General features: G+C 75.4%; 17 protein-coding genes. 12 read left to right on the top strand and 5 right to left on the bottom strand.

From position 1 onward, the window contains the following. The 10 genes from LG632_RS23905 to LG632_RS23855 form a co-directional block, all read left to right on the top strand. Positions 1–1,747: 4'-phosphopantetheinyl transferase superfamily protein (locus LG632_RS23905; protein WP_226729491.1), on the top strand; the 1,747-nt coding region annotated here is incomplete at its 5' end. Continuing rightward, positions 1,737–2,078 carry an acyl carrier protein gene (locus tag LG632_RS23900; RefSeq protein ID WP_226729489.1) on the top strand — a complete coding sequence of 114 codons (342 nt, stop codon included), beginning with the start codon at positions 1,737–1,739 and terminating at the stop codon, positions 2,076–2,078. The genes LG632_RS23905 and LG632_RS23900, both read left to right, overlap by 11 nt. A gap of 5 nt (positions 2,079–2,083) precedes the next feature. After that, positions 2,084–2,887: an alpha/beta fold hydrolase gene (locus tag LG632_RS23895; RefSeq protein ID WP_226729488.1), complete on the top strand. Its 804-nt coding sequence runs from the start codon at positions 2,084–2,086 to the stop codon at positions 2,885–2,887. After that, entirely contained in the window at positions 2,884–4,050 is a 1,167-nt protein-coding gene (locus tag LG632_RS23890) for a glycosyltransferase (RefSeq protein ID WP_226729486.1), read from the top strand. The genes LG632_RS23895 and LG632_RS23890 overlap by 4 nt, the downstream gene beginning before the upstream one ends. Further along, positions 4,047–5,930, top strand: coding sequence for a class I SAM-dependent methyltransferase (locus LG632_RS23885; RefSeq protein ID WP_226729484.1), 1,884 nt, complete (start codon positions 4,047–4,049; stop codon positions 5,928–5,930). The genes LG632_RS23890 and LG632_RS23885 overlap by 4 nt, the downstream gene beginning before the upstream one ends. Then, a complete protein-coding gene (locus LG632_RS23880; RefSeq protein WP_226729483.1) occupies positions 5,927–7,048 on the top strand; it encodes a galactokinase in 1,122 nt (373 codons plus the stop codon). The genes LG632_RS23885 and LG632_RS23880 overlap by 4 nt, the downstream gene beginning before the upstream one ends. A gap of 32 nt (positions 7,049–7,080) precedes the next feature. Then, positions 7,081–8,412, top strand: a complete 1,332-nt coding sequence (locus LG632_RS30610; protein ID WP_308109053.1) for an alkaline phosphatase family protein — start codon at positions 7,081–7,083, stop codon at positions 8,410–8,412. Positions 8,413–8,421: 9 nt separating this feature from the next. Continuing rightward, positions 8,422–9,753 carry an MFS transporter gene (locus tag LG632_RS23865; protein WP_226729482.1) on the top strand — a complete coding sequence of 444 codons (1,332 nt, stop codon included), beginning with the start codon at positions 8,422–8,424 and terminating at the stop codon, positions 9,751–9,753. A 13-nt stretch (positions 9,754–9,766) separates the two neighbouring features. Beyond that, positions 9,767–10,351 (top strand): hydrolase, encoded by a 585-nt coding sequence (locus LG632_RS23860; RefSeq protein ID WP_226729481.1) that lies wholly within the window; start codon positions 9,767–9,769, stop codon positions 10,349–10,351. 9 nt (positions 10,352–10,360) lie between these two features. After that, positions 10,361–11,287: an SDR family oxidoreductase gene (locus LG632_RS23855; RefSeq protein WP_226729480.1), complete on the top strand. Its 927-nt coding sequence runs from the start codon at positions 10,361–10,363 to the stop codon at positions 11,285–11,287. On the opposite strand, the gene LG632_RS23850 is transcribed toward LG632_RS23855, so the two are convergent. Next, positions 11,278–12,414 (bottom strand): enoyl-CoA hydratase/isomerase family protein, encoded by a 1,137-nt coding sequence (locus LG632_RS23850; RefSeq protein ID WP_374203560.1) that lies wholly within the window; start codon positions 12,412–12,414, stop codon positions 11,278–11,280. The two genes, LG632_RS23855 and LG632_RS23850, sit on opposite strands and share 10 nt — an antisense overlap. A gap of 230 nt (positions 12,415–12,644) precedes the next feature. Between LG632_RS23850 and LG632_RS23845 the strand changes: the two genes are divergently transcribed. Together LG632_RS23845 and LG632_RS23840 are read left to right on the top strand one after the other, a co-directional pair. Further along, positions 12,645–13,553 (top strand): SAM-dependent methyltransferase, encoded by a 909-nt coding sequence (locus LG632_RS23845; protein ID WP_226729479.1) that lies wholly within the window; start codon positions 12,645–12,647, stop codon positions 13,551–13,553. Between the two features lie 2 nt (positions 13,554–13,555). Then, a complete protein-coding gene (locus LG632_RS23840) occupies positions 13,556–14,665 on the top strand; it encodes a terpene synthase family protein (RefSeq protein WP_226729478.1) in 1,110 nt (369 codons plus the stop codon). 15 nt (positions 14,666–14,680) lie between these two features. Here the strand turns inward: LG632_RS23840 and LG632_RS23835 are convergent, their stop codons facing one another. Genes LG632_RS23835 through LG632_RS23820 form a run of 4 tightly spaced genes read right to left on the bottom strand, consistent with a single transcriptional unit; the run spans position 14,681 to position 17,373 of the window. After that, positions 14,681–16,024, bottom strand: coding sequence for a cytochrome P450 (locus tag LG632_RS23835; protein WP_226729477.1), 1,344 nt, complete (start codon positions 16,022–16,024; stop codon positions 14,681–14,683). Further along, on the bottom strand, positions 16,021–16,629 hold the full coding sequence (locus LG632_RS23830; RefSeq protein WP_226729476.1) for a GTP-binding protein: 609 nt from the start codon (positions 16,627–16,629) through the stop codon (positions 16,021–16,023). Before LG632_RS23830 ends, LG632_RS23835 begins: the two co-directional genes overlap by 4 nt. Further along, positions 16,610–16,966, bottom strand: a complete 357-nt coding sequence (locus LG632_RS23825) for a DUF742 domain-containing protein (protein ID WP_226729475.1) — start codon at positions 16,964–16,966, stop codon at positions 16,610–16,612. Before LG632_RS23825 ends, LG632_RS23830 begins: the two co-directional genes overlap by 20 nt. Beyond that, positions 16,963–17,373, bottom strand: a complete 411-nt coding sequence (locus LG632_RS23820; protein WP_226729474.1) for a roadblock/LC7 domain-containing protein — start codon at positions 17,371–17,373, stop codon at positions 16,963–16,965. Before LG632_RS23820 ends, LG632_RS23825 begins: the two co-directional genes overlap by 4 nt. Between the last annotated feature and the right edge of the window lie 170 nt (positions 17,374–17,543).

The raw sequence follows: 17,543 nt of genomic DNA, 5'->3' as shown, positions 1-17,543 counted from the left end.
CCGGGACGCCACCGGGGCCGCCGGGACCACCGGTGCGGCCGTTGCGGCCGGTCCGGCCGGGTCCGCCGGTGCCGGGGCGAGCACCCCGCCGGACCCGGCGGACCCGGCGGACCCGGCGCCGACCGTGCGGCGCCGGACCCTCCGGCTCTCCCTCGCCGAGCTGCCGTCCGTACGGGACCACTGCGTGTACCTCCAGCCCGACGACTGGCCGGAGGACTCCGACCGGTTCCCGGTCGTGCCGATGACCACCATGCTCGAACTGGCCGCGGACGCCGCGCTGCACCACGCCGCTCCCGCCGCGCCCGCCGCGTCGGCCCCTCCCGCCGCGCCCGCCGCGCCGGCGGCGCCCCCCGCACCGGCCCGCGTCGTCATCGGGTACGACGACGTCCGCGCCCTGCGCTGGCTGCCCGTCGAACCGGCCGTGGAGATCGAGGTGTCCACGCAGGAGCTGGCCCCGGGCCGGACCCGGGTACGCCTGGGGGACTGCGCGGACGTGGTGGTGCTGACCGCCCCGGCCCATCCGGCGCCGCCCCCGGCCTCGGCCGAGCCGGTCCGCGCCGAGGGTCCCGCGCCCGTCAGCGCGCAGGCCCTGTACCGGGACCGGTGGATGTTCCACGGGCCGCGGTTCGCCGGCGTGCACGAGGTGACGGCCGTCGGCGAGGACGGCATCCGCGGTGTCCTGCGTACGCTCGCGGCGCCGGGCGCACTGCTCGACGCCGCCGGGCAGTTGTTGGGGCACTGGATGCAACTGCGGCTGCCCGTCGACCGGTTGGTGTTCCCGGCCACCGTGGACCGGATCCGCCTCCACGGCCCGCACCCCGCGCCCGGCACCCTGCTCGGCGCCACCGCCCGGATCCGGGAGGTGCGCGGGCTGTCGGTGCGCGGCGACGTCGAACTGCGGCTGCCCGACGGTTCGGTGTGGGCCCGGATCGACGGCTGGACCTACCGCCGGTTCGCCGCCGACGAACGGGTGTGGCCGATGAAGTTCACCCCGGAGGTGTGCGGCATCGGTGAGCCCCGCCCCGAGGGCTGGTGCGTCGCGCACCGCCGCTGGACGGACCCCGCCTCGCAGGAGCTGGTGATGCGCCGCTACCTCGGCGCCTCCGAACGCGCCGTCTACGAGGGGCTGTCGCCCCGGGCCCGGAACGCCTGGCTGCTGGGCCGGATCGCCGCCAAGGACGCCGTACGGCAGCTGCTGTGGGACCGGGGTGCCGGGCCGGTGTTCCCCGCGGAGGTCCCGGTGGTGTCCGACCGGTACGGCCGCCCGGTCCCGCAGGGGCCGCTCGCGAGCGGCGTCCGGCTGTCGCTGGCCCACAAGGACGCGGTGGCCGTCGCGCTCGCCCATCCCACCGAGCCGGTGGGCATCGACGTGGAGCCGGTGACCGCCGATCCCGCCGCCCTGGTCCGCGTGGCGCTCGGCCCGGGCGAGCTCGCGTTCGCCGAGGAACTGGCCGCGGCCGAGGGCCTGGCCCTGCCCGCCGCGCTGACCGCGCTGTGGTGCGCGAAGGAGGCCGCCGCGAAGGCCGCCGGCTCCGGGCTGGGCGGACGGCCCCGGGAGTGGCGGGTGGCGGCCGGCCCGGACCCCGGCGTCCTGCGGGTGTCGTCGCCCGAGGGCACCGCACGGCTCGTACGGACCACCCTGCTGGCCGCTCCCGACGGGCGGCCCGGCCCCGACCACGTCGTCGCCTGGACCGCCGTGCCGGCGGCCCGGCCCGTCCCCCTCATGGAGTCCCCCCATGGCATCTGAGACCCTGCCCGCGTCCGCCGTCCTCGCCGAGATCACCGCCATGCTCGTGGAGATCGTCGGCGACGAGTACCTGCTCGCCGACGAGGTCACCCCCGCGACCACGTTCAACGAGGACCTGGCCCTGGAGAGCATCGAGTTCGTCGCCCTCGCCGAACTGCTGCACCAGCGCTACGGCGACGGCGTGGACCTGATGGGCTTCCTGGCCGAGAAGGACATGGAGGAGGTCCTCGCGATGTCCGTGGGCGACCTCGTCGAGCACATCGCCCTGTCCACCTCCCGGACCGCCCCCCGGTCCGCCTCCCTGTCCACCTCGCTGCCCGCCGCCGGCTGACCGCCATGGCCGAGGTCCTCGCGAACTCCCTCCGCTTCCACGTCCAGCGGCTGCCCGCGCCCGCCGACCCCGACCCGTCCCGGCCGGTGGTGGTCTTCCTGCACGGGCTCGTCGTGGACAACCTGTCCTCCTTCTACTGTCCCCTGGCCCTGCCGGCGGCCCGCGCGGGGCACGAGGTGGTCCTCCACGACCTGCGCGGCCACGGCCGTTCGGAGCGGCCCGCCACCGGCTACGACGCCCGCACCGCGGTGGCCGACCTGGTGGCGCTGCTCGGCGCGCTGGGGCTCGCGCACCGGCCGGTGCACCTGGTCGGCAACAGCTACGGCGGCACCCTCGCCCTGCACGCCGCGCTCGCCCGGCCCGACCTCGTGGCCGGGCTGACGCTGCTGGAGCCGCCGCTCAGCGGGCCGTGGGTGGAGAACATGCTGGACACCCTGTCGGCCGCCGCCCTCAGCCTTGAGGACAGTCCGGTCCCCACCGAGCTGCACTCGCTGCGGCTGCGCAAGGCGGCCCAGCTCACCGCCGTCGCGGACGCCCTGCTCAACCGGACCTCGCTGATCGACGACATCGCCACCAGCCGGGTGTTCACGCCCGGCGACTACGCGCGGCTGCACTGCCCGGTGCTGCTCGTGTGCGGGGAGCACTCCGAACTGCTCGCCGGGGCGCGCGAGTTTCTGGCGCACGCGCCGCGCTGCGTGCTGGAGGTGCTGCCGGGGCTCGGGCACGACGTGCTCAAGGAGTCGAGCGGGGTGCTGCGCACGTCGGTGCTGACCCATCTCGACGCGGTGAGCGGAGCGCTGGTGTCATGAGGGTGCTGTTCGTGGTCCCGCCGCTCGCGGGGCACGTCAATCCGACCGTCGCCGTCGGCGCCGAGCTCGCCGCCCGGGGCCACGAGGTGGCCTGGACCGGACCGGCCGAGGTGCTGACCGGGCTGCTCCCGGCACGGGCCCGGGTGCTGCCGGCGGGCGAGCGGGCCGGCGAGGGGTACGGGCGGCTGCACGAGCGCTGGCGGGACCTGCGCGGGGTGGGCGCGCTGCGCTTCCTGTGGGAGGAGGCGCTGGTGCCGCTGGCCCGGGCGATGCTGCCGGGCGTGCTGGACGCCGTACGGGAGTTCCGCCCGGACCTGGTCGTGGCCGATCAGCAGGCGCTGGCCGGGCCGATCGCGGCGCGGCGGGCCGGGGTGCCGTGGGTGACGTCGGCGAGCACGTCGGCCGAGTTCACCCGGCCGTTCGCCGGATTCCCGAAGGTCGGGGCCTGGGTGGCGGAGCGGATCACCGCCCTGCTGGCGGAGTGCGGGGCCGGTACGGACTGGGACCCGCGGTTCTCGGAGCGGCTGGTGCTGGTGTTCTCCACGCCCGAACTGATCGGCCCCGAAGCGGACTTCCCGGCCGCGTGCGCCTTCGTCGGGCCGGCGTTCGGGGCACGGCCGCCGGTGCCCGCCGGGTTCCCGTGGCGCGCGCTGGATCCGGCGCGGCAGCGGCTGCTGGTCTCGCTCGGGACGCTCAACGGGGCGGCGGGCGGCCGCTTCTACGAGGCGGTGCTCGCGGCCGTGGCGCCGCTGGCCGACCGCGTACAGGTGATCCTGGCGGCGCCGCCGGGGCTGGTGGGCCCGGTGCCGGAGCACGTGCTGCTCCAGGAGCGGGTGCCCCAGCTGGAGCTGCTGCCGCACCTGGACGCCGTGCTGTGCCACGGCGGCCACAACACGGTCTGCGAGGCCCTCGCGTACGGACTGCCGCTGGTGGTCGCCCCGATCCGCGACGACCAGCCGGTCGTGGCCGAGCAGGTGGCCGCCGCCGGTGCCGGGATCCGGGTGCGCTTCGGGCGGCCCCGGCCGCCGGAGCTGCGCGCGGCGCTCACCGCCGTCCTCGACTCCCCCGCCCACCGCCGCGCGGCCCGCCGGATCCAGGCCTCCTTCGCCGCGGCGGGCGGCGCCGCCGCCGCGGCCGACCGATTGGAGAAGCATCCTTCATGACCCCCACCCCGCCCCCTGCTGCGGCGCCCCCGCGCCGCGGCCTGCCGTGGCTCTCCCTCGCCCTGACCGCCGCGCTCGCGGCGGGCACCCTGCGCGCCCGCCACCGGCTGGCCGCGCTGCCGGTCCTGCCCGCCGCGGACCCCGGGGACCCGGCCGCTCCGGGGCCGGGGGCCGCCGGGGCGTGGCGGATGGTCTGCGCGCCCGGTGTGGAGCCCGACATCGGGACGTACCTGGCCGCGTCCGCGTACGCCGAGCGGGAAGGGCTGCGCGTGCTGGACCTGCTGCCCGCGGACCTGCCGGCGGAGCACGCGCTCGGACTGCTGCGGCTGCTGGACCCGCCCGGCCACCGGCACGACCCGCTCGGGCCGGGCCGCAGCGCGGGCCACGCCGTGCTGGTCGAGCGGGACCTCCTGGCCCGGGCGGGCGTGGCCGAGGAGCACCGCCCGCAGCGGCACGAGCTCCTGGAACTGGTCCGTACGCTCAAGGAGTACGCGCCCGACGCCACCGGACTGGCCGTGGCCCCCGGACTGCGCTGCGGCCCGCCGCGGCGGGATCCGGACCGCGCCGCCGAGCTGCGGGCGCAGGGCCTGCCGCCCCGCCCGCTCGCGCTCGCGCAGGCGGCCGGGCTGTGCCTGCTGGCGGGGGCGGCGGCCCGGCAGGGCCGCTGGGGGGCGCTGGCGGCCGGGCTGTACTGGCTCCAGCCGTACGCCGTCCTCGGCGGCTCCGGCGGACCGGTGCGCCCGGCCGACCTGGCCCGCGCGACCGCCGCCCGTCCGGGCCGGGCCCTCGCCGCGGCCGTACGGACCTTCCGTGGCGCCGGCTCTCGCCCCCGGACGGCCGAGGACACCGCGCGGCGGGAGCGGTACCGGGCCGAACTGGCGCTGGGGACCGACCGGTTCCTGGAGGACCGGCGTCCCGACTGCCCCTGGTGCGGCTCCGAGCGGCTCGCCGTCCGGGTCCAGGTCCCGGATCTGCTCCAGGGCAAGCCCGGCCGCTTCACGCTGGAGCGGTGCGGCGACTGCGGCCACACCTTCCAGAACCCCCGACTCACCCCGCAGGGGCTGGACTTCTACTACCGCGACTTCTACGACGGCACCGGCGGCGAGGGGGCGGGCGCCCTGTTCGGCCGGCTCGGCGACTCCTACCGCGCCCGCGCCGAGATGCTGCGCCCGTACGCCGACTCCCCGGGCTCCTGGCTCGACGTCGGCACCGGCCACGGCCACTTCTGCGTGGCCGCCCGCGGGGTGTGGCCCGGCACCCGCTTCGACGGTCTCGACATGGGGGACGGGGTCCGCCAGGCCGAGCGGCGCGGCTGGATCGCGCGGGGGTTCCAGGGCCAGTTCCCGGAGTTCGCCGACAAACTGGCCGGCTGCTACGAGGTCGTGAGCATGTACCACTACCTGGAGCACACCCGCGATCCGCTCGCCGAGCTCGACGCGGCGGCCACCGTCCTGGCGCCCGGTGGGCTGCTCGCGATCGAACTGCCGGATCCCGAGTCGCGGATGGCCGGGCTGCTGGGGCCGCTGTGGCTGCCGTGGTTCCAGCCGCAGCACCAGCACCTGGTCCCGGCCCGCGGGCTGCGCGAGGCGCTCGCGGACCGCGGCTTCACGGTGCTCGCCGAGGAGCACGGCCCGGCCCACCAGGGCAACGACTTCGTCGGCGCGGTGGCCCTGGCGACGACCTGGCTGGCCCCCGACCCGAACAGCCCGTGGGCGGCCCCCGCCCCGCCGCTGCGCCGGCTCGCCCGGCGCGCCGTACGGGCCGGCGCGCTGCCGTGCTTCGCCGTGGCGGCCGCCCTCGACGGGGCCCGCACCGCCGCGGCCCGCCGCGCGGACGGCGGCAACGCCTACCGGATGCTGGCCCGCAAGGACACCCCGTGACGCCCACGGGCCCCGGCCCGGCGACGGACCCTGTCCGAGCCACGGGCGCCGTCCCAACGGCGGGCCCCGGCCGGGCACCCGACACCGACCGGACCACCGGCACCGGCCCGGCCACGGGCACCAGCCGGACCACCCACACGGTTCCGGCCACGGGTACCCGCCCCGGCCCGGCCACGGGCACCCCCGCCGCCCCCGCCGGGGCGGCGCCGCCCGTGCTCGATCCCGGGCTGCTCGCGCGGCGGGCGACCGCGGACCCGTTGTTCCGGCTGGCCGCCTACGCCCTGGAGGCCGCCCACGGGGTCCGCCCGGGCGGGGTGTGGAGCGCGCCGTACGCCTTCCACCTCGGCTCGCCCGGCCTGGTCGCGGCAGCCGGCTGGCCGGTGGCGGCCGCGGCGGCGCCGCGCACGGACGGCCTGGTCCGGCTGAGTTCGCTCAGCCACCCGGCGCACAGCTGCGACCTGCCGCTCACCCTGTCCGGCCCGCCGCCGGACACCCCGGGCTGGGCGGTCCGCCCGTACGCCGTGCTGCGCGCGCTGGCCCGGGCCGGGTACGGGCGGGGCGGCTGCGACCTGCACGTCCAGGGCTCGCTGACCGAGGCCGCCGGCCTGGCCACCGCCGAGCCCGCCGAGTGCGCACTGGCGCTCGCCGTCACCGGCGTGCACGCCGAGGTGCCGCCGCCGCGCGAGGAGCTCGCCCGGCTGCTGGCGCGGGCGCTGCCCGACGGGGACGACGCGCTGCGCCGCGCGGTGCTCTTCGCCCGCCCCGGGCAGGCCCTGCTGCTGCGCGGGTCCACCGCGACCGCCGGCGGGCAGCCGCCGCGGCACGTCGCGTTCGACCCGGCCGCGAGCGGGTCCCGGCTGGTGCTGGTCGCCGTGCGCGGGGAGCCCGCGGCCGTGCCGGACGACGTCGCCCGGGCCATGACCTGCGCACGCCGGGCGGGGGCGCTCAGCGCCTGGCCGCCCGGGGACCGGCCGGGGCGCAGCGTGCTGGTGCTGCTGCCGCGGGACCGGTCGGCGGCCGTACGGACGGCGGTCGTGGAGGACTTCCGCGCCCGCGACCGGCCCGTGCCCCGCTTCCTGAACATCGCCGTGGCCGGAGCGGCCCGGCGAGAGGCATGACCCACGCCGAACGAGAACCAGGAGGAACCACCGTGCCACCTGTGCCACGCACCCCCGCCACCCCCGCCACCCCCGCCACCCCTGCCGCCGGCCCGGCCGCGCCCCCGCCGGTGCCCCCCTCCGCGTCCCGGGGCCGCGCCGGGCGGGCCCGCCGGTCCGGTCTCGTCGCCGGTCTCGGCGCGCTCGCCCTGCTCGGCGCCTTCACCGTGGCCAACTCCCAGGCCGCCGAAAGCGCCTCGGCGCCGGCCGTGGGCGCCGCCGCGGCCGGACTGCCCACCTACGACCACGTCGTGGTCGTCGTCTACGAGAACAAGCAGTACGGGGAGATCATCGGCAGTGCCAACGCCCCGTACATCAACCAACTCGCCAACGCCGGGGCCAGCCTGACGGGTATGAAGGCGCTCACGCACCCCAGCCAGCCGAACTACTTCAACCTCTTCTCCGGGGCCACCCAGGGCATCACGGGCGACGGCTGCTACACCCCGCAGTCGATGACCGCGCCCAATCTCGGCGCCGAGATGATCGCCGCGGGCAAGACCTTCGCGACGTACAACGAGGATCTGCCGAGTGAGGGCTCCACCGCGTGCACGAACGGCCAGTACGCGCAGAAGCACAACCCCTGGTTCGCCTTCAAGAACGTGCCGTTGAACACCGGCAAGACCTGGGCGCAGTTCCCGCAGGGCAACTTCGCCGCGCTGCCCCACCTGTCGTTCGTCGTGCCCAACCAGTGCAACGACATGCACTCGTGCTCGGTCGCGACGGGCGACACGTGGACGAAGAACAACATCGACGCCTACGCCCAGTGGGCCAAGGCCAACAACAGCCTGCTGGTGCTGACCTGGGACGAGGACAACTACCTGGGCTCCAACCAGATCGCCACCGTCTTCTACGGCGCCCACGTCAAGCAGGGCCGGTACGCCTCGGCGGTCAACCACCATCACCTGCTGCGCACGTTCGAGGACCTGTTCGGCACGACGCACGCGGGCAACGCCGCCAACGTCCAGCCGATCTCCGAGGTGTTCACGACGTCCACCGAGCCGACGCCGACGCCCACTCCGACCCCGACCCCGACCCCGACCCCGACGCCCACCCCGACACCGGGGGACCTCAAGGTCACCGACCCGGGCCCGCAGAACTGCAAGTTCAACCAGTCCTGCACCATCCAGCTCACCGCCACCGGCGGCAAGGCCCCGGTCCGCTGGAGCGCCAGTGGACTGCCGTGGGGGCTGAGCATCGACGCCACCACGGGCCGGATCAGCGGCAAGCCGTGGGGCAGTGGCACCGTGCAGGTCACCGCCACCGCCACGGATGCCGCCGGAGCCACCGCCCGGGTCACCTTCCCGCTCACCCTCGCCTGGTTCTAGGAGATCTCCGTGTACCTGTCGGCCGGCCGGGCGGCGGACGCCGCCCGCGGAATCAGCGCGCACGACCGGGGGCCCCGGCGGGCCGCGGTCCCCGGCACCGTCCTCGCGCTCGGCATGGTCAGCCTGGTCACGGACGTCTCGGCGGAGATGGTCACGGCGGTCCTGCCGCTGTACCTGGTCGCGGGGCTCGGCATGACCCCGCTCGCGTTCGGCGCCCTGGAGGGCTTCCACCAGGGCGCCGGCGCACTGCTGCGGCTGGTGGGCGGCCGGGTCGCGGACCGCACCCGGCGCCGCAAGCGCGTGGCGGGCACCGGCTACGCGCTGTCCGCGGTGTGCAAGGCCCTGCTGCCGGTGGCGGCCACTCCGTGGGCGGTGGCGGGCGTGCTGGCCGCCGACCGCGCCGGCAAGGGGCTGCGCACCGCGCCGCGGGACGCGCTGATCTCCTTGTCCGTCCCGCCCGCCGCGCAGGGCCGGGCGTTCGGGGTGCACCGGGCCATGGACACCACGGGCGCGCTGCTGGGACCGCTCGCCGCGTTCGGGGTGCTGTGGTTCGTGGCGGACGGCTACGACGCCGTGTTCACGCTGAGCTTCTGCTGCGCGGCCCTGGGGGTGGTGCTGCTGGCGCTGTTCGTGCGCGAGGCACCGGCGCCCGACCTGCCGGAGGGCCCGGTCGCACCCGGGCCGGGCGGACGCGCCGACCGCGTGCCCGTGCTGCGCACGCTGCTCGGCGTGCCCGGCCTGCTCCGGCTCTGCGCGGCGGCGGCCGGTCTGGGCGTGTTCACCGTCGGCGACGCCTTCCTCTACCTGCTGCTCCAGCGCCGGCTGGACCTGTCGGCGGCGCAGTTCCCGCTGCTGGCGGTCGGCACGTCCGCCGTGTTCCTGCTGTGCGCGGTCCCGGTCGGGCGGCTGGCGGACCGGGTGGGGCGGAGCCGGATGTTCCTGGCCGGGCACGTGCTGCCGGCCGCGGTCTGCCTGCTGCTGGCGCTGCCCGGCCCGGCCGGCGGCGGGCTGCTCCTGCTGGCCGTCCCCGTCCTGCTCGGCGTGTTCTACGCCGCCACGGACGGGGTGCTGATGGCCGCCGCGGGGCCGCTGCTGCCCGAGCCGCTGCGCACCACCGGACTGGCCGCCGTACAGACCGCGCAGGCGCTGGGCCGGTTCGCGGGCGCGGTGCTGTTCGGGGCGGCCTGGACCGCGTGGGGGCCGGGTCCGGCGCTGGTGGTGGCGGCGGCCGGGCTGCTGGCGGGTACGGCGGGGGCGGCGGTGCTGCGTGGTAAGAGTGGACGGAAGCGGACGATCCACTCGATCCGCACGACCCGCACGAGCCGCACGACCCGCACATGAAGAGGTGGGCCCGATGAGTTCCCCGCTGACCCTCGACGCACGCACCGCGCTGGTCCTGATCGATCTGCAGGACGGGATCCTGGCGCTGCCCACCGCCCGTCCGTCGCAGGAGGTCCTGGCCCGCGGGGTCGAGCTGGCCGCGGCCTTCCGGGCGCGCGGGCTGCCGGTGGTCCGGGTCCGCGTGGCGTGGTCGGCCGACGGCGGGGACCTGCCCGGCGCGGACGCGGACAGGCCCGGGCCGACGGCCGTTCCCCCGGAGGCGTTCGCCTCCTTCCCGCCGGCCCTGACCGCGGGCGGCGAGCGGGACGTCGTGGTCACCAAGCGGCACTGGGGCGCGTTCACCGGCACCGAGCTGGACCTGCAGCTGCGCCGCCGCGGGGTGACCCGGATCGTGCTGGCCGGCATCTCCACCAGCGCCGGGGTCGAGTCCACGGCCCGCAGCGCCTGGGAGCACAGCTACGCGCTGGTCTTCGCCGAGGACGCCTGCACCGACCTCGACGCGGACAGCCACGCCCACAGCTTCGGCAAGATCTTCCCCCGGATCGGCCGGGTCAGCGACACCGCCGCCATCCTCCGGGCGCTGGACGCGGCGACGTAGGCTCGGCGCATGACGACGCAACCACGAGGAACGCTGGCGGGCCGGGTCGCCCTCGTCGCCGGGGCGACCCGCGGCGCGGGCCGGGGCATCGCGGTCGAACTGGGCGCGCAGGGCGCGACCGTGTACGTGACGGGCCGCAGCACCCGGGAGCGGCGCTCGGAGTACGACCGGCCGGAGACCATCGAGGAGACCGCCGAGCTGGTCACGGCGGCGGGCGGCACCGGGATCGCGGTGGCCGTGGACCACCTGGTGCCCGCGCAGGTGGAGGCGCTGGTCCGGCGGATCGACAGCGAGCAGGGCCGGCTGGACGTCCTGGTGAACGACATCTGGGGCGGCGAGGGCATGTTCGCGTGGGACAGCCCCGTCTGGGAGCACGACTTGGACAAGGGGCTGCGCCTGCTCCGCCTGGGCGTCGAGACGCATGCGGTGACCAGCCACTTCGCGCTGCCGCTGATGCTGCGGCGGCCCGGTGGTCTCGTGGTGGAGATGACCGACGGCACCCAGGAGTACAACGCGGCGAACTACCGCGTGTCGTTCTTCTACGACCTGGTCAAGTCGTCCGTGCTGCGCATGGCGTTCGCGCTCGCGCACGAAGTGGGTCCGCGGGGGGCGACGGCGGTGGCGCTGACGCCGGGCTGGCTGCGCTCGGAGATCATGCTGGAGGCCTTCGGGGTCACGGAGGACAATTGGCGGGAGGCGACCGAGAAGGTGCCGCACTTCGCCATCTCCGAGACCCCCTCGTACGTCGGCCGGGCGGTCGCCGCGCTCGCGGCGGACCCGGACGTCGCCCGCTGGAACGGGCAGTCCCTCTCCAGCGGCGGCCTCGCCCAGGAGTACGGCTTCACCGACCTGGACGGCAGCCGCCCGGACTGCTGGCGCTACCTGGTCGAGGTCCAGGACCCCGGCCGCCCGGCGGACACCACCGGCTACCGCTGACCGGGGCCGAGGTCGGGGCCGGGGCCGAGGTCGAGGTCCAGTTCGCCGAACCGCCCCCCGAGCGGCGCGAAGTGCCGCGCCACCTCCGCGTCGGTGACGGCGTCCAGGGTCGCCGGGGTCCAGCGCGGTGTGCGGTCCTTGTCGATCACCTGGGCCCGGATGCCCTCGACCAGGTCCGGCGCGGACAGGCTGTGGCAGGACACCCGGTACTCCTGGACGAGCACCTGCTCCAGCGTGTCCAGCGCCCGGGCCCGGCGCAGCGCGGCCAGGGTGACCTTGAGCGCGGTCGGTGACCTGTCGAGGACGGTCTCGGCGGCCTCCTTGGCGGCCGGGTCGCCGTGGGTCAGCAGCCGGTCCACGATCTCCTCGACGGTGTCGGCGGCGTAGCAGTGGTCGATCCAGGCGCGCCGGCCGGCGAGGTGGCCGGGCGGGAGCGGCTGCGCGTAGCGGGGCAGGACGTCGTGGACGTCGTGCCCGGCGAGGTCGGCGGCCAGCTCCGGCAGCCGGCCGGAGGGGACGAAGTGGTCGGCGAGCCCGCAGAGCACGGCGTCGGCGGCGCCGACGGCCGTGCCGGTGAGCGCGAGGTGGGTGCCGAGTTCGCCGGGGGCGCGGCTGAGCAGGTAGGTGCCGCCGACGTCCGGGACGAAGCCGATGCCGGTCTCGGGCATCGCCACGCGGGAGCGCTCGGTGACGATCCGGACGCCGCCGTGGGCGGAGACGCCGACGCCGCCGCCCATCACGATGCCGTCCATGAAGGCGACGTACGTCAGCGGGGTACGGGCGATGCGGGCGTTGAGCCGGTACTCGTCGCGCCAGAAGTCCGCCGACGCGGTGCCGCCCGCCTTGGCGTCGTCGTGGATGGCCCGGATGTCGCCCCCCGCGCACAGTCCGCGCTCCCCGGCGCCGGTGAGCAGGACCTGGGTGACGTCTCCGACGCCCTCCTCCCAGCCGGTGAGGGCCTCGGTCATGCGCAGCACCATGGCGTGGGTGAGGGAGTTGAGGGCGCGGGGCCGGTTGAGGGTGATGCGGCCCGTGCGGCCCTCGGTGGACAGCAGGACGGGGTCCTCACCGGCGTGCGCGGCGGCGTTCACGTGCGTGCGCTCCTGATCCTGTGGTCTCTCGGTCACCTCCCACCCTAGGGCCCCGGGGGACGGCGTTCGAGAGGTGATCGCCGGGCAAAAAATCGAGCCGTACCGCATGCGTTGCGGTACGGCTCGTTCCGACACGCCTGAAATGGCGTCATTTCGCATGTGGTTATGCTCAGCACCCGTGCCAACGAGGAATTTTATCGATCACGCATGGGCAGAGTGGGTCGGCCGAGCAACGCCCCCCACAGGACCGCAGGACCGGAGAACAGATGAACACGAACCTCGTCGTCCAGACCCCCGCTGGTGACAAGGCCTTCGACGAGAAGGAAGTGCCCCTGTACTACAGCCGCAAGACGGCCGACATCCTGCACAAGTACGGGCCGGGACCCCGCGTCCATTTCCACATGGGCCTGTTCCTCCCCGGTGTCACCCCCAACACCACGGTCTCCCAGCGCGTCCTCAAGCGGCGCATAGTCGAGTCGCAGGAGGCGATCGTCGACCACGCCGCCCGCACCTGGGGCGCGTACGCCACCCCGCCCGCCCGCCTGCTGGACATCGGCTGCGGCCTCGGCGGCGGCTCCCTGTACTGGGCCCAGCAACACGGCACCCGCGTCACGGGCGTGACCATCACGGGCGAACACGTGCCGATCGTGCGGGGGTTCGCCGCGCAGGCCGGGGTCGCGGACCGGGTGGAGGCGCTGCGCGGCGACATCCACACCTTCACCACGGAGCAGCGCTTCGACGCCGCGTACGCCAACGAGAGCTCCGGCTACATGGACCGCGCGCGGCTGTTCCAGGTGGTCGCCGGACTCCTGGAGCCGGGCGGCTGGTTCGGCATCCAGGAGCACTTCATCTGCCGGCCGGAGTGGACCGACTTCATCGACGACTACTACCGCACCCGCCTGGGCACCTTCACCGAGTACATCCGCGCCGCCGAAGCGGCCGGCTTCGAGCTGGAGATGGACGAGGACGTCACCGACCGGGTCGCCGAGTTCTGGGTGCAGTCGATGGCCTGGAACACGGCCGAGCTGGACCGCGTCGAACGCCTCGGCGAGGCCTCGGCCTGGTCCCGCGAGCGCCTGCAGCAGTCCACCATCACCCACGGCAAGCTGTTCCGCATCTGGCGCGACCACGCCCTGGAGACCAAGCTGCTGCTGTTCCGCCTCGGGGGCCGCTGAGCATGGCCCCGGTGCACGTGGAGTACGCCCGCCCGTCCCGGATCGGCTGGGAACTCCCGCCCTTCTACTGCCCGTTCGAGCGCGGTCTGGTGCATCCGAAGGTGGCCGAGATCGAGGAGCGGGCCGTCGCGTGGATCGACGCGTTCGGCCTGTACCCCGACGCCACCGAACGGGCGTGGGGGCTGGCCACCCGCAGCGCGGACTTCGTCGGCCGGATCCTGCCGTACGGCGACGTGGAGGCGATGCTGCTGTTCGCCGAGTGGAACTACTGGGCCTTCTCCGCCGACGACTGGCAGGACTCCGGCTCCACGGCCGCCCGCACGGCGTCGGTGGCCGACCTCGGGGCCCGGCTGGTGCGCACCGTCGAGGCCCCCGGCGCGGGCCTGCTGCCGCCGGGGCCGCAGACGGCGGCGCTGGAGGACCTGGTGGCCCGCACCCGGGCCCTGCTCACCCCGGCGCAGATGCACCGTTTCACCGAGGGCGTCCGCGAGTGGATGACGGGGGCGGCCTGGCAGACCGCCAACGCCGAACGGGGCGTGATGCCGGCTCTCAACGACTACGCCGTGGCCCGGCTCGCGGGCAACGGCCCGCGCTTCGTGCGCACCTGGTGCGACGTGGCGAACGGGATCGAGCTGCCGGGCGACCTCCTGCACTCGGCTCCCGTCCGGGCCCTGGTCGAGGCCGCCGGATTCGTCGTCGCCTGCGACAACGACCTGTTCTCGTACAACAAGGACGACCACCAGGAGCCCTGGGAGCAGAACCTGGTCAACGTGCTGGCCCGCCAGTACGGCTGCACGCCCGCCGAGGCGCTGCCGGCCGCGCGCGGGCTGCGGGACCGGGCGCTGACCCTGTTCGTGCGGCTGCGCGCCCGCCTGGGCGGCGGGGCCGACGCGCGGTTCGAGCGCTACCTGGCCTCGCTGGAGCACTGGATCGCGGGGCACGTCGAGTACCAGAGCCGGGCGCCGCGCTACGCCAGCCCGCGCAACCGCAACCCGCTGCCGGTGGCGGGCGCCGCCTACGACCTCACCTGGAGCGAGGCCCCCGCCGACGCGGGCGTCGAGCCGCTGCCGGTCCCGGCCTTCGCCTGGTGGTGGCAGCAGCTCGACGGCTGAGACGTCACCGCGGCGTCAGCGGCGGCCCAGCAGGCGGCTCCACCAGGAGCCGCGGGCCGCCGGCGGCTGCGCCGCCGGAGCCGTCGGCACGGCGGCCGCGGCACGTGCCGGCAGCGGGGTCGAGCCGGTGACGGTGGTACCGCGCGGGGTGAACCGTACGGGCAGCGCCTGGAGGTGACGCGACATCAGCGAGGACGACCACACCAGGTCCGCCTCCGGCACCCCGAGCTCCAGGTCGGGCAGCCGGGTCAGCAGCGTGTCGATCCCGGTGTCCGCGATGGCGCGGCCGATGTCCTGGCCCGGGCACTCGTGGGGGCCGCTGCTGAAGGCCAGGTGCGACCGGTTGCCGTGGATGGGGGCGTCCGTGTCGGGGCGGATCTCCGGGTCCCGGTTCCCGGCCCCCAGGCCCAGCAGCAGCATGTCACCGGCCTTGATCCGGTGTCCGCCCAGCTCGGTGTCGCCGGTGGCCCAGCGGCCGATGACCGTCATCAGCGGCGGCACGTCCCACAGGACCTGCTCCAGCGCGTCGGGCAGCGTCATGTGACCGCCCGAGAGGTTCGCACGGAAGCGCCGGTCGGTGAGGACGATGTGCAGGGTGTTGGCGATCAGGTTCGCGGTGGTCTCGAACGCGGCGATCAGCACCAGCCGCAGGTGCTCCACCACCTCGTCGTCGCTGAGCGCCGTCTCGTGCTCCAGCATCCACGTGGTGAAGTCCCGGCCCGGCACCTGCCGCTTGCGCGCGACGAGTTCCCGCAGGGTGAGCGTCACGTAGTCGTTGCTGGCCAGCGCCGTCTCGGTGCCGCGGATCATGTCGCGGGCCGCCTCGACCAGGCGCGGACCGTAGGAGTCGGGCGCGCCGACGAGCTGGGTCATCACCAGCATCGGCAGCGGCTCGGCGAAGTCCGCGACCAGATCGGCGCGGCCGCTCTCCACGAAGGCGTCGATCAGCTGGTCGGCGAAGCGCTTGACGTACCGCCGGATGCCGCGGCGGTCGAACCGCTCCAGCGAGTCGGTGATCGCCCCGCGCAGCCGCTCGTGGTCGGTGCCGTCCTGGAACTGGCACACCGGCTGCCACGCCGTCATCGGGGTCAGCGGGTGGTCGGGGGGCACCCGGCCCGCCAGCTTGTCGCCCCAGCGCCGCGGGTCGCGGGAGAAGCGGGACGGCGTACGGGCCACGTCGAGGTTCTCGCGGTGGCCGAGGACCAGCCAGGCCGGCAGATCGCCGTGGACCAGCACGGGGGCCACGGAGCCGTACTCGGCGCGCAGCTTCTCGTACAGCGCCGTCGGGTCGGCCTCCGCCTCCGGCCCGTAGAGGCGGTGCGCCGGGCAGCCCGGCGGCGGGGTCGGGGGGGTGCTCACGAGGCCTCCGGGGTCACGGCGAGGGAGTGCAGGTAGCGCATGAGCGTCATCAGGACGTCACGGCTGGAGTCACGGCGCCGGGCGTCGCAGACGACCAGCGGGACGGACGGGGGCAGGTCGAGGGCACTGCGGACCTCTTCCAGCGGGTACTGGGGCGCCTCCGGGAAGGAGTTGACGGCGACCACGAAGGGCACGCCGCGTTCCTCCAGCCGTCCGATCACGTCGAAGCTGACCTCCAGGCGGCGGGTGTCGACCAGGACCACCGCTCCGAGCGCGCCCTCGAACAGGCCGCGCCACAGGAACCAGAACCGCTCCTGGCCGGGGGTGCCGAAGAGGTACAGCACCAGCTCCTCGTTGATGCTGATCCGGCCGAAGTCCATGGCCACGGTGGTGGAGGTCTTGCGTTCCACCCCCGCCGTGTCGTCCACGCCGACCCCGGCCTGGGTCATGGTCTCCTCGGTGGTCAGTGGCCGGATCTCGCTCACCGACCCGACCAGGGTCGTCTTGCCGACCCCGAAGCCCCCCACGATCACCACCTTGACCGCGGCGACGGCCGTGGCCGGCAGCGCGTCCTCGCGCCGCGGCTCAGAGCTTTTGAAGTCCATCGATGACTGCCTCTATCAGTGCCAGGTCGGGGAGTTGGGCTTGCGCCACGGGTGGGCGCGACATGACGTGGCGCGCGGCCAGCAGGTCACCGAGCAGCACGGTGACGACGCTCACGGGCAGACCGACGTACGCGGAGATCTCGGCCACCGACAGCGGGGTCTGGCACATCCGCATGATCGCCGCGTGTTCGGGCTGCATGCCCGGCTTCGGCCCGGTCCTGGCGACGATCAGCGTCACCAGGTCCAGGGCCGCCGGGTCCTCGGTGCCGTTGCGGCCACCCGTGATCACGTAGAGCCGCTCGGGCCCTTCGTCCTCCCAGTGTGGGCCGTCGCTCACGCGGACTGCCTGTCGGCGCGGGGCGGGCTGGTGAGGTGCTCGCCGATACGGGCCACGAGGTCGCGCATCCGCTGGCCCATGAGTCCGGCGTCCACGCCCTCGTCGGCGAGGACGGCGAGGAACGCGCCGGCGCCGGCGGCCATCAGGTAGAAGAAGCCGCCGTCCATCTCGATCACGACGAGCCGCATCAGACCGCTGCTGTGCGGGAGTTCGGCGGCCACGGCGCCGGCCAGGCTCTGCAGTCCGGCGCAGGCGGCGGCGAGGCGGTCGGCGGTGTCGGTCTCGGCGCCGTACTGGGCCATGCGCAGGCCGTCGGCCGAGAGCACGATGACATGGCGGGTCTGCGGAACGCTGTCGGCCAGGTCCTTGAGCATCCAGTCCATATTGGTTTTGCCCTGCTGGCTCATCGCTGTTCTCCCTTGCTCGCCGCGGCCGGCGAGGCGTCTGTGTCCTGGGTGGCGCCGGTACGGCCGCCGGCGGGGGGCTGGCCGTCCCCGGAGAAGCCGCTCTGGAAGGCGGCGAGCCACATGCCGGGCTGTACGTGCGGCGCGGGCTCGGCGGCGCGGCCGGGGGCCGC

The organism is Streptomyces antimicrobicus, from assembly GCF_020532625.1.
In the GTDB taxonomy this organism is placed as follows: Bacteria; Actinomycetota; Actinomycetes; order Streptomycetales; family Streptomycetaceae; genus Streptomyces; species Streptomyces antimicrobicus.
This window is presented reverse-complemented; position numbering and strand designations above follow the sequence as displayed.

What these genes read in the sequence shown, in the direction of transcription:
- LG632_RS23900 (WP_226729489.1), top strand. Translation starts at nt 1,737, where the DNA reads ATGGCATCTGAGACCCTGCCCGCGTCCGCCGTCCTCGCCGAGATCACC.
- LG632_RS23855 (WP_226729480.1), top strand. Translation starts at nt 10,361, where the DNA reads ATGACGACGCAACCACGAGGAACGCTGGCGGGCCGGGTCGCCCTCGTC.
- LG632_RS23845 (WP_226729479.1), top strand. Translation starts at nt 12,645, where the DNA reads ATGAACACGAACCTCGTCGTCCAGACCCCCGCTGGTGACAAGGCCTTC.
- LG632_RS23830 (WP_226729476.1), bottom strand. Translation starts at nt 16,629, where the DNA reads ATGGACTTCAAAAGCTCTGAGCCGCGGCGCGAGGACGCGCTGCCGGCC.
- LG632_RS23820 (WP_226729474.1), bottom strand. Translation starts at nt 17,373, where the DNA reads ATGAGCCAGCAGGGCAAAACCAATATGGACTGGATGCTCAAGGACCTG.
- LG632_RS23840 (WP_226729478.1), top strand. Translation starts at nt 13,556, where the DNA reads ATGGCCCCGGTGCACGTGGAGTACGCCCGCCCGTCCCGGATCGGCTGG.
- LG632_RS23860 (WP_226729481.1), top strand. Translation starts at nt 9,767, where the DNA reads ATGAGTTCCCCGCTGACCCTCGACGCACGCACCGCGCTGGTCCTGATC.
- LG632_RS23885 (WP_226729484.1), top strand. Translation starts at nt 4,047, where the DNA reads ATGACCCCCACCCCGCCCCCTGCTGCGGCGCCCCCGCGCCGCGGCCTG.
- LG632_RS23895 (WP_226729488.1), top strand. Translation starts at nt 2,084, where the DNA reads ATGGCCGAGGTCCTCGCGAACTCCCTCCGCTTCCACGTCCAGCGGCTG.
- LG632_RS23890 (WP_226729486.1), top strand. Translation starts at nt 2,884, where the DNA reads ATGAGGGTGCTGTTCGTGGTCCCGCCGCTCGCGGGGCACGTCAATCCG.